5 protein-coding genes are annotated in these 12,941 nt (G+C 41.2%); 2 read left to right on the forward strand and 3 right to left on the reverse strand.

What is annotated here, in order from left to right; all coding sequences use genetic code 11:
- Nucleotides 1-4: 4 nt before the first annotated feature.
- Nucleotides 5-4,456, reverse strand: a complete 4,452-nt coding sequence (locus DW036_RS05530; protein WP_118462071.1) for a hybrid sensor histidine kinase/response regulator transcription factor — start codon at nt 4,454-4,456, stop codon at nt 5-7.
- An 85-nt stretch (nt 4,457-4,541) separates the two neighbouring features.
- Between DW036_RS05530 and DW036_RS05535 the strand changes: the two genes are divergently transcribed.
- Nucleotides 4,542-5,696 carry a dienelactone hydrolase family protein gene (locus tag DW036_RS05535; RefSeq protein ID WP_118461934.1) on the forward strand — a complete coding sequence of 385 codons (1,155 nt, stop codon included), beginning with the start codon at nt 4,542-4,544 and terminating at the stop codon, nt 5,694-5,696.
- Between the two features lie 21 nt (nt 5,697-5,717).
- On the forward strand, nt 5,718-10,130 hold the full coding sequence (locus DW036_RS05540) for a two-component regulator propeller domain-containing protein (RefSeq protein WP_118461935.1): 4,413 nt from the start codon (nt 5,718-5,720) through the stop codon (nt 10,128-10,130).
- A 91-nt stretch (nt 10,131-10,221) separates the two neighbouring features.
- Here DW036_RS05540 and DW036_RS05545 read toward each other — a convergent pair whose 3' ends face one another.
- Entirely contained in the window at nt 10,222-11,373 is a 1,152-nt protein-coding gene (locus DW036_RS05545) for a dienelactone hydrolase family protein (RefSeq protein WP_118461937.1), read from the reverse strand.
- Nucleotides 11,374-11,389: 16 nt separating this feature from the next.
- A complete protein-coding gene (locus DW036_RS05550) occupies nt 11,390-12,922 on the reverse strand; it encodes a RagB/SusD family nutrient uptake outer membrane protein (protein WP_118461939.1) in 1,533 nt (510 codons plus the stop codon).
- Nucleotides 12,923-12,941: the final 19 nt, after the last annotated feature.

Below are 12,941 nucleotides of genomic sequence, written 5' to 3' on the forward strand. Positions count from 1 at the left end.
GGCGTTATTTTTTCAGCCCCTTATCTCTATACTCAGTAGGTGTCATTCCCATCTTCTGTTTAAAGCACTTACTGAAATAACGCGGATCATTGATGCCCACCATATAAGAAATCTGAGTCATGGAATACTCTCCGGTTTCAATGAACTGGACAGCGCGTTTAATACGCATTTCTTTGATAAACTCAATAGGAGCCAATCCGGTCAGCGTCTTCAGCTTTTTGAAGAATACAGAACGGCTGACAGCCAACTCTTGCACCAGATCATCTACCACCAATTCACCATTATCCATATTCTTTTCCATCAGGTCTACCAGTTTATCCATAAACTTACGGTCGTTAGGAGACATTTCAGGACCTTTTTCTTCCACTGTTTCTTCTTCGGAAGTAGTGGCAGGAGCTCCAGTCATTAAGTTATCGCGATAAATGCCCTGCAGTTTCTGACGTTGAGTAAGCAGATTCTTTACACGTGCTTTCAGATAAGTGGCACTGAACGGTTTGGTAATATAGTCATCAGCTCCATACTCCAAGCCTTCCAGTTTGCTCTCAATAGAAGTTTTGGCTGTCAACAATACAATAGGAATATGGCTGGTCGTCATGTCCGCACGCAATTCACGAGTCATAGCTATACCATCCTTTTCGGGCATCATCACATCACTGATAATAATATCCGGTAAGAATTTCAAAGCTTTACTCCAACCTTGCATACCATCTACAGCCTCCACAATCCTGTATTCGGAAGCAAAGATACTGCGCAAGAACAGACGGAGTTCTGAATTATCTTCCACAAGCAGCATCGTCCCTTTAGCATTTGTATCTTCTTCGGTCTCATCCGGAAGGCTTTCCTCTTCCGACTGATTGGGAACTTCACTAAGTATGTCCGTCACTTGTTCTACAACTCCCATACCCACAGTAGTATCATCCTGTAAGAATTCCACTGTTTTATCATAGTGCTCTTTTCCTTTCAGGAAATCTACTTTAAAACAACTCCCCTCGCCTAATTTACTATCAACTGTAATAACTGCCTTGTGCATCTCCACCAGTTCTTTCACCAACGACAAACCAATGCCTGTACTGGACTGATTGAACAAGTTACGGTCTACCAGATTCTCAAAACGGACAAACAATGATTTCTTCTTATTATCCGCAATGCCTATTCCCTGATCTTCCACACCTACGGAAACCGTCTTTTCATCTTCACGCACCAAAACTGTAATCATCTTCCCATTTGGAGTGTACTTAAAGGCATTGGAAAGCAGATTGAATACTATTTTCTCAAACTTATCAACGTCCACCCACAGATATAATTCCTCCTTCTCTGTTTCAAACAGGAAGTCTATCTGGTGTTCTTCGGCAACCGACTCAAAGTTTTCCATGATCTTACGGGTAAAAGCAACCACGTTTATGCGTTGCACCTGCATCTTCATCTTCCGGTTCTGTATCTTCCGGAAGTCCAGAATCTGATTGATAAGCCTCAACATACGGTTCGTATTCCGTTCTACCACCTGCAATTGCTCACGTGCATCAGCTGGAAGTTTCGTATTCGCTAGAACGTATTCCACAGGCCCTGAAATCAGAGTCAACGGAGTACGCAGTTCGTGAGAAATATCTGTAAAAAAGCGCAGCTTCATATCTGTCATTTGCTGCTCCACAGATACTTCATGTTTCAGACGATAAATGGTGAACAGGATATAAACAGCTGTCACAATAATCAGTATAACGAAAAGCACATACAGAAAGTAGGCAAACGGAGTTTCCCAGAAAGAAGGAAGAATCTCAATATTCAGTATGCGCGTATTTTCCGTCCACACTCCGTCTCCATTGGTCGAACGAACCTTAAAGATATAGTGTCCCTTCGGCAAGTTGGTATAGGTTGCAGCACGTTGCTTGCCAACAAAGTTCCAAGCTTTTTCAAAACCTTCCAAAATATAAGCATACTGAATTTCAGAAGGTGCGGAATAATCGAGTGCAGCGAACTGAATCGTGAAGATATTCTCCCGATGGGATAATACCAGTTCTCTCGTATCATCCAAACCTTGTTTCAGAACCGAACCTTGTCCCGGCTGTACATCCTCATTAGCTATTAATAATTTGGAAAAAACAATCGGCGGTACATAGTTACTTTTACAAATAGAATCCGGATTAAAGTAAAAGATACCTGTATTAGCTCCGAAAAGTATATTTCCCGAAGCCGTATATTCCGAAGCCGCCTCACTGAAACGTGCACGGAAGAAAATCTCTTTATCCGCATAGTTTTCAAACGTCTCTTCAGAAGGAATAAATTTGCTTATGCCATTCTCAGAACTCAACCACAAATAACCGTTCTTATCTTCCTGTATGGAAAGCAGCACATCCGAAGGGAGTCCATCTTGCACTGTATACGATTTGAAAGTGGCATTACCATTGCCGTCCAATGACACCAGTTTATTCAGTCCGCCACCAAAAGTTGCAATGAAGAGTTCCTGATTACGGGTCGACACAATCCAGTGTACATCATTATTGCTCAGACAATGCTCATTATCCGGAACACGCAGGAAATGATGAAACTTCACATCTTCGGGATTTTTGAAGCCGGCATCTATCATCAGTGCACCAATGGTAGTCCCTATCCAGATATGTCCTTTATGGTCTCCTGTAATAAAACGGGCTTTGTAACAATAGTCAATGGGATATCCTTTCAGATTATTACGGTGGTTCACAAAGATTTCCTTTCCACCCTGATCACGTGTCATATAGTTTATTCCACCGGCAAAAGTAGCTATCCAGATACGTCCGTGACTATCTTCATATACACAGTAAACATTGTCGTCACTCAAACTATAAATATCCTCTTCCTGATGCTGATAACGAGTCAACTTATAGTGCAATCCATCTTTTTGCTTCTCGGCTTTCACCAGACCATCCCCTTTCGTTGCAATCCAAAGATTTTGTTTGCTATCCTGCAAAATGAAATAGACATTACCACGCAATGGAGTACCACTGTGCGACACTGTACCATTTTCAGTCAAATAACCTTTATCTACGCGTTTCTTATCATATACCCGTAATTTTCCATCTTTCAAACCTACCCATAAATTCTGATCCATATCTTCACAAAGGGCACGAACCTCATTACTCAAAGACTCATAATCATGTGGCATGGGAGTCATCACACGGAACTGAGATGGCCGGAAGGTCACTTTTTCCAGTCCTTTAGAATGCGTACACATCCATAAATCACCCTGTCGGTCAGAAAAAGCTGCATGAATTTTATTAGAGAAACGCCAATCACTTCCTGACAGACTATTATAGAATGGATGTAAGCTATTGCTTTTCCGATCAAAATATGAAAATCCGCCCCCATAAGGATGTACCCACAGTACACCATTAATATCCTCATGAATATGAAAAGCCGGACGCGAGCGGTCAGTGCTGGTAGGCTCCACCGGTACTTTCTCATGTTTCAGGATCCGTGTACGCGGATTGAAGTGCACCACTGTACCCGGAATATGCTGTTCAAACCAGACCTCGGACGCCTTATCTACATAAACCGAGTGAATAGATGCATTTGGAAAGTGGGAAGCCGGAAAATGTTCTATCGCTTTCGTCTTAGGTTGATATGAGAAAAAACCATCTTTCGCAGTAGTAAATATCAGTTCATTACCCTCCACGCTATTGATAGAAACAATACGGGAAGATGCAGGCAAATTCTGCAACTGAAATTGTCCATTTTCCTTCTGATAGCACCACACACGTCCGTTATCCGAACCAAAATAGATTTCTGAATCATATTCCAGACAGGAATAAAAAGCTTGCCCTCCTTTCTTTTCCCGTTCAGCAGCATCTACAAAATAAGATGCCGGAGTAGTCTGTCCTGCTGCCAACATTCCCAATCCATTATCAGACAATATCCATTCATTACCCGAAAGGTCTTCATATACCCCAAAAACACGAGTGGCAGAGAATTGTCCTGATTGAGCGGAATACCATTGTGAAGTCAAACTATAATCTTCTGGGTTCGTAGCTATGCGAATGGCGCCTTCCGTTTCGGTTAGCAACCAAACCGCGCCACCTGGAAGAGCTTCTATCTTCGTGACATTGACTGCACTGCCCCTTTCGCCTTCAGCCGGAACACGCTCAAATGCTTCCGTACGCGGATCAAAACGATAAGCATGATTATCATAAGTCTGTAGCCAAAGGAAGCCATACTTATCCTCCACCATATGGTCTACACGATTATGGCTCAACACGATACGATTATCGAGCCGTGCCTTATATGTTTTAAATGAATAACCATTGAACTTATTAATACCATCCCAAGTAGCAAACCACATATTCCCTTTACGATCTTGCAGGATACTCATTACTGTATTTTGAGAAAGTCCGTCTTCAGACGAATAATGGGTAAAGAAACAATCCGGTTGTGCTTTTACTGATAATACACACACCAACCCAACTATCAGATATAAGATTTTTTTCATCATAACAGGCTTATTCTATGCGGTAAAGATACGTATTTCATAGAAAAATCATGTATCTTTGTTTAGATTTTAACAACCACTGACCATGAAACGCATTACAACCATTTTCCTAATAGTTCTCTTCGGACATCTTGGCATGATTGCACAAACCGACACCACTACCTATGGTGTTGTAAAAAATATGCCTGTCTTCTATGAGCAACTGAAACAGCAACTTACCTTTCCGATGGCATGGGGAAATTCCCCTGTCCGCAAATTTGAGACATGGCGTACCCAGGCACGGGAAACCTTATTAGACTGTATGCAGAATTTGCCCCCTGCTCCCGCTGATTATGCCATGGAAGTAATCGCTACTAAACAACGCAATGGATATAAAGCTCAAAAAATACTATTTAATGTATCAGAATGGTGCCGCATCCCCGCCTATCTGCTAATACCTGACGGTGAAGGCCCTTTCCCGGCAGTCGTTATGCTGCACGACCATGGTGCACACTTTTCCATTGGTAAAGAAAAAATGGTTCGTCCATTCGGAGTAAGTACCGAAGTCATGGCAGATGCAGATGACTGGGCATCCCGTTGCTACGACGGACAATATACAGGAGACTATTTTGCCGAACACGGTTATGTAGTACTCTCCATTGATGCCTTATTCTGGGGAGATCGCGGACGGAAAGAAGGAGTGAACTATGACGGACAACAGGCATTAGCTTCCAACTTTCTGCAAATGGGGAGTTCATGGGGAGCATTCATCCAAATAGATGATGTACGAAGTGCAGAATTTCTGGCTTCACTCCCATGTGTGAATAAGAATAAAGTAGGTTGCGCAGGTTTTTCGATGGGAGCCTATCGTTCATGGATGCTCGCTGCAATCACCGATTGCATAAAAGCCTCCGCATCCATCTGCTGGATGAACACTACCGAGTATCTGATGACACTAACCAACAATCAGAACAAAGGGGGATCAGCCTATTCTATGTTGATACCCAACCTGCGTCGCTATCTGGACTACCCGCATACGGCAAGCATTGCGTGCCCGAAACCAACTTTATTTTTTAACGGAAGCCAGGACAAGCTATTCCCAGTAGAAGGTGTGAAAGATGCATATAACATCATGCAAACAGTTTGGCAAAGCCAGAAAGCATCCGACCGCCTGATTACTAAAATATGGGAAGAGAAGCACTTCTTTAACAAGGAAATGCAGAAAGAGACATTGGAATTTTTCGATAAATGGCTGAAATAAACTCTCATTTATTATCTAATCATGAAGCACATCTGGATACTATTTATATTTTGCATAGCCTGCAATAGCCTGTGCATGGGACAGCTACCACATACTTTCACACAATATACTTCAGAGGATGGACTTGCACAAAAAACCATACAGGGAATCATGCAAGATCATAAAGGAGTTATGTGGTTTGCCACATGGGATGGACTCTATAAGTTCGATGGATATACATTCAAGAACTATAAAGCACACCCGGGCGATAGTATCGGATTAAGTAATAACCGTCTGGACAATATAAAAGAAGATAAATACGGATATATCTGGGTGCGAAGTTATGACCATCAGGTATACAGATTTAATCCAAGAACGGAACAATTCCAGGCAATCCCTTACGAGAACTATTTATCACAAGATATATATGTACTTCCATGCGGAGATGTCTGGGTGGTTACCATACAGAATGAACTAATTCGTATAACCATTCATCCGGATACTCAGGAGATGAAAGCCACTAACTTTTTCAAATCCCACCAAATTTCATATTCAGAACGAATTAATCTCATCTTCCAGGATAAACAACAAAACCAGTGGATATTAACAGAGAATGGCTTGTATCGACTGAGTCAAAAAAATGGTGAAGAAAAGTTATCCCCCTATTTTGTCACCCCCTCAATAAAAGACAAGCAGCCTTTTTATGATGCATTAGAAAATGAATATGCACTTTACTTCACTTCCAAGCGAGGATGCATCTACGAATATCATTCCAATAATGGTCAGTTCTCAAGACAAGAACTCACCACTCACTCCTCCCTTAAAATTATCCGGCAATTAAAGCATGATAAACTATTTATCGGCACAGCCACCGATGGCTTCTTTATTCACGAGCAAAGAAGCAAAACCTCCCGCCATTACAACACTGCCACCCACCCTTCACTGAAAGATAACCAGGTAAAAGAAGTGTATGTCGATTCCAATGGTGAAGTGTGGATGCGTTTGAAAATAAAAGGAGTCACCCACTTTAATCCAGAGAATGAACAATTTGATTTCTTCATTCTGAAAGATAAATACGGAAAAGATGTTGTTGACTCCCGACCTGAAATGTATATCTATGAAGATATAAATGGTGCTTTATGGATACACCCTTCCGGTGGTGGATTTGCTTGGTATGATCGTAAAAACAATCGTATAAAACCCTTCTATAACCCATCCTTGCAATCCGGGTGGAGCACCGACAATAAAGTCACAGCTATTTTTACCGATAAACAAGGTAATCTATGGTTAGGATCATATGGTAATGGACTGGAAAAAGTTTCTTTCAATACCAATCACTTTCATCTTTTGACAGCAGCTCCTGATGATCCGGAATTTCCAGGTAGTAATATTCGCGCCATTTATCAAGATCGTGACGGATACATATGGACTGGAAATAAAGATAAAATAGTACGAGTCTATGATCAAAAACAACGTTACATAGGCAATCTCACTGCACAAGGAACGATTTCTCCTCATAGCACAGATGAATTAGGCATTGCTTATGCCATTATGCAAGATCATGAAGGAACAATCTGGATTGGCACCAAGGGTAATGGTTTGATTGCAGCCAAACCTCAAAGTAAACCATTGACCTATCACCTTACCCAATATACGACTGACACCAACAATGTATATAGCCTAAGCGGCAATGAAATCTACAGTTTATATGAAGATAAACAGCAACGAATCTGGATTGCAACATTTGAAGGCGGAATAAACTATTTGAAAAAAGAAGCGAATGAAAAGCCTGTCCAATTCATTAATTACCGAAACCGCTTAAAGAATTACCCTATCACTCAATGTTATCGTACCCGTTTCATCACCTCTGATGTTAAAGGAAATATTTGGATAGGCAGTGCTACAGGGTTACTGATGTGTGAAGGTAATTTCAATGAACCGGAGAAAATCACTTTCCATCGTTATAGCCGTATACCAGGTAATCCACAAAGCCTCAGCAATAACGATGTACATAATATCTTCTTCACTCAAAAAGGTGAAATGTACGTTGCAACATTTGGAGGTGGTCTCAATAAATTACTCTCACTCAATAAAGAACAAGCTACATTCAAAGCCTACACGATGAAAAACGGACTCCCGTCGGATGTTCTGTTATCTATCGAAGAAGACAAAGACGGCAATTTATGGTGTGCCACAGAAGAAGAACTCTGTAAATTCATTCCTACAACAGAAAAGATCATAAACTACCCTTCCAGAGTTTTTCCAAGACGAATTTCCTTTAATGAAGGAGCTGCATTACGGGCGCACTCTGATCATCTGATGTTTAACACAGTCAAGGGGATCCTCTGTTTCTTCCCGGATTCAATCCATACAAGTACTTATATTCCCCCTATCATCTTTACCCGCCTCCAACAAGCGGAAAAAACGGTAACACCCGGAGAAGGCAGCATATTGTCCACCCATATCGATGATACCCGACTCCTAACATTACCTCACGATAAAAATGCTTTTAGTATTCAGTTTGCAGCACTGGATATGAAATATCCTAATAACATTTCATATTCTTATCAGTTGGAAGGGTTTGAAAAAAACTGGAATGAAATAGGCAATCAACGAACTGCCACTTACACCAATCTTCCTAAAGGACATTATACTCTGAAAGTCCGTTCCACAAATAGCGACGGCGTATGGGTAGAAAACACACGTACATTAGCCATCACTGTACTTCCCTCTTTCTGGGAAACCCCATGGGCGTATCTGCTTTATATACTCTTTATCCTATTAATCATTTTTATAGCTGCCTATATTCTCTTTACCATCTTCAGACTTAAACATAAAGTTACTGTAGAACAAGAGATATCAGATATCAAATTACGTTTCTTTACGAACATCTCTCATGAATTACGTACCCCGTTGACTCTGATTGCCGGCCCCATAGAGCAAGTCTTGCAGCATGGCAAGTTAGAGGATGAAGAACGAGAACAATTGGTTTTAGTAGAACGTAATACAAACCGAATGCTACGCCTTGTCAACCAGATACTGGACTTCCGCAAAATCCAGAATAAGAAGATGAAAATGAAGGTGCAGCAAATCGATCTTATCCCGTTTACCCGGCAGATAATGGAAAGTTTCAACAAGCTGGCGGACGAACATCAGATGGATTTCGGAATGACTGCACAAACTTCGCAGATCAAAATATGGGCTGACCCGGATAAATTAGAGAAAATATTATTTAATCTGTTATCAAATGCATTCAAATATACTCCCCAGGGTAAGCAGATTAAAGTAAGTATACAGGAGGGAGAAACTGATGTAACGATTGCAGTGGAAGATCAAGGTATCGGCATTGCCGAAAACAAACAAAAATCTTTATTTATCCGCTTTGAGAATCTTGTAGATAAAAATCTATTCAACCAGGCCAGCACCGGTATCGGACTTTCACTCGTTAAAGAATTGATCGATATGCATCATGGTACAATCAGCATCCAAAGCAAACCTGGCGAAGGAAGTTGCTTCACTATCAAACTTCCCAAAGGAAAAGAGCATTTTGACGAAACTGTTGAATTCATCCTATCCGATTATGTTATAACTGATATTGTTCCGGGATATATGAATACCTCGTTATCCTCTCTTGCAGAAAGTGAAGAAACAAACCTGAACCATGAAAAAGAAACGATTCTGATTGTAGAGGATAATCAGGAACTACGCTTCTTCATAAAGACTATCTTTATTCAACATTTCAATGTGATAGAAGCAGAAAATGGAAAAATAGGATTAGAGAAGAGTAAGAAATATCTGCCGGATATTATTATCAGTGACGTGATGATGCCCGAAAAGGATGGAATTGAAATGGTACGCGAACTGCGGGAAGAGATGAATACCAGCCATATTCCTATTGTAATGTTGACAGCCAAATCTACTATCGAAAGTAGAATAGAAGGTATGAAATCAGGAGCAGACGACTATATAACCAAACCCTTCAGTGCTGCCTATCTGAAAGCGCGAATTTTCAACCTGGTTGACCAGCGCAAGAAGCTGCAAGCATTATTCTGTGCAAGCCTGCTGCCCACATCTACCAGCCAACAACCGAACTATGAAAAAGAAGAGAGACCACCCTCCTTATCCGCCAACGACCGGAAATTCATAGATAAAGTTATGGAGACAATAGAGAAACATCTGGATAATGGTGACCTCATGGTTGAAGATATTGCCAACGAAGTAAATATGAGCCGTTCTGTATTCTTTAAGAAACTGAAAACACTGACAGGCCTGTCTCCTGTAGAATTTCTAAGGGAAATACGCATGAAACGTGCCGCCCAACTAATAGAAACTGATGAATATAATATGGCTCAGATAGCTTATATGGTGGGACTAAATGATTCCCACTATTTCAGTAAATGCTTTAAGCAACAATATGGCATGACGCCGACAGAATATAAAGAAAGCCGGAAATAAAATTTCCCCATGTTCTGTATTAAAAGCATTCGCACATCCTTAATACAGAACATAGGGGTATCTTATGAAATAGTCAATCTCTATAAAACAATCAATCTTCCTGTAACCACTTATCAAGGAAACCCAAGACAGCTTCCTGTACTTTCTTACCACAATCATGTGGCATATCCCACAGTTCTGTTACCAGTTTATCTCCTGCCGAGCGACTTTCCCACACTTTCCGCATCTCAGCGAAAGCGGCGTTTACTCCTACCGGATGAAACAATTTATCATGCTCTCCATTTAGAAAGAACATAGGCTTAGGGCAAGCTATAGAAGCAATATGCGGATAATCCAGATAGCGCCTGATGCCTGGAAGCATATTGGCAAATCCTCCCCTTTCATTTCCATATTCCCATGAGAACTGACAATCCGTGGTAACCATCCAGCAAACGGCAGCTCCAGCCTTTATTTTATCAGTCAAAGCCGAAAGCATCCAAGCACGATAGGCACCCATAGAAAAACCCATGCAACCAATACGTTTAGAGTCTACTTCGGGCAAGGTTGACAGAAAGTCAGTAGTATACATGTCTTCATAGTTCATAAAAGCACTCCAACTACGCCCTAACATCATAAAGTTGCCAGCCACAGCCATATGTTTATCACCATCAATTCCCTCTTTACGTCCGCGTTCACCCCAAAAGATAGCGTCGACAGAAATAACCACATAACCATGGGCTGCCAAGTAATCGCCTACATATTGCCCACCATAGCATTGTTTCGCCCAGGCATCGGCATCCGCCAATACTTCCGGAGACACACCAAAAGGACGTATCATCTTCTCTTTACCAATCGTATAATGTCCTCCATGATCGTGTAGAAGCACAACTGCCGGAAAAGGGCCTTCACCATCAGGAACCAGCATATAAGCATTCACCCGTGAATAACCGGTCAGATTAAAGCGTAATTTCTTAGCTTTATATCCATCCCGTTGTTCTTCCGCCACTACTTCCATCTTATAATCAGTAGTATAAGGAGGTGGGGCCAACATGGCATCCAACACAGCATTGCGCGCTTGTTTACGCCATTTCTTAAAATTCTTGACAGGACTATTTCCCCAAGCCATGGGATAAGTCAACTCTTGCTTTAACTGATCCAGAAAAACCGGCATTTCCCTTTCCAGTTCGTAACCGGATAAATGCTGAGAAAGGGCGACCACCGAAGTGGCCAACCCTAACACGCAAAGAATGATACTTTTTATCATACCAAAAACATATTTATTAATAATTCGGATTTTGTTTCAAATTAGGATTATTATTCAATTGAATAGCAGGTATAGGATAAATACCTCTCCACTCTTCCGTAACACCAGTCTTATAGAACCAGGTATCTGTGAAATAAGAACCAAAACGAATCATATCACGTCGACGCTGGTTCTCCCAGATAAATTCACGGGCACGCTCTTCCTCTATCTTTTTCAAAGTCAGCCCATCCCAATCGGAAAGATTGCTACGCCTGCGCACTTGATTTACTAATTCGAGTGCCTCATCCAATTGTATCCCTTGCCTGAACAAAGCTTCAGCTTTCATCAACAATACATTGGAATAACGTTCCAAAATATAATCGTTATCAGCCTTACTACCAGACCAGGCCACACCTATTGGCGAATACTTCAACACACGGTAGCCTTCATTATCCTGAGCAGAAACCATATCTTTGATAGTTGTCAGCACCAATTGAGTGCCTTTATCATCACATAACGGAGTAACCCCATCCTGATAATACTGAGGACCATACTCCAAAAGTTCCAGACGTTCATCTCCTTCTTCATATCTCTTCAAGGCATCATCTGTAAAACAATAACCGTTAGCCGGTGCAAAAGCTAAATTATACTTCTTTTGATCAAGAGCATGTTGAGCATAAAGAATGAATTCATTGCCATCAACACCTTTGGACGGATCTACCGCAAACGAAGAAATAACCTCTTTTGAATTTGATTCATTGGTAGCAAGAAAGCAATCCCCCACTTTATCTTCCAAAACATAGGCATTGGTTCCAATGACATGATTACACATAGTCACCACATCAGCCCAATGAGCTTCACCGGCATAAACCTCAGCATTCAGATAAACAGAAGCCAATGCCGTATACACAGCTTCTTTTGTTAAACGAGGATAATAAGATGCGCGATTCACTTCTTTAATAGAAGGCAAATCTGCAGCAGCCTCTGCAAACTCTTTTACTACAAATTCATAGACCTCTTTTCTGGAAGCTGTCTTCGGTAAATCATTTGCATCAACTTTAGCTCCTGTAAAAAGGGGTACATTTCCGAAATAATCCATTGCATAATAATATCCATAGGCACGGAGAGCACGTGTTTCCGCAATCAAGGCTTTCAATTCATTTTTCATGGGAGAGGATTCCATACTGGCTATCACAGCATTGGCTGCACCAATACCGGGAAATAGGTATGTTCCCCAGCAAGTTTCAAGGCGTGCATTATCCGCTGTTATCTTATGTGCCATGATCTGCATATTACCTTCATCATACCATCCACCACTGGCACGACCCGGACAGAAAAATTCATCCGTGCCAAACTCTCCAATTCGCCAGCCATCACCACCTGCCCTAGACATATATGCCAGATATTGGTATACACCTACTACGGAAGAGAGAGCTTCTTCTTCTGTCTGATAATATGTTTCGGGAGAGAGTCTACCGTATAATTCTTCATCCAGATTAAGACAACCGGACAACATGCTAATCCCAACAAAACATGCAATTATGCTCTTAAATATTCTTTTTGTTTTCATCTTCTGATAATAAATTAAG

It is taken from the genome of Bacteroides sp. AF39-11AC, from assembly GCF_003474285.1.
GTDB lineage: Bacteria > Bacteroidota > Bacteroidia > Bacteroidales > Bacteroidaceae > Bacteroides.

Excerpts from the sequence above, each read along its gene's own strand:
- DW036_RS05530 (WP_118462071.1), bottom strand. The coding sequence starts at position 4,456 with ATGAAAAAAATCTTATATCTGATAGTTGGGTTGGTGTGTGTATTATCA.
- DW036_RS05535 (WP_118461934.1), top strand. The coding sequence starts at position 4,542 with ATGAAACGCATTACAACCATTTTCCTAATAGTTCTCTTCGGACATCTT.
- DW036_RS05540 (WP_118461935.1), top strand. The coding sequence starts at position 5,718 with ATGAAGCACATCTGGATACTATTTATATTTTGCATAGCCTGCAATAGC.
- DW036_RS05545 (WP_118461937.1), bottom strand. The coding sequence starts at position 11,373 with ATGATAAAAAGTATCATTCTTTGCGTGTTAGGGTTGGCCACTTCGGTG.
- DW036_RS05550 (WP_118461939.1), bottom strand. The coding sequence starts at position 12,922 with ATGAAAACAAAAAGAATATTTAAGAGCATAATTGCATGTTTTGTTGGG.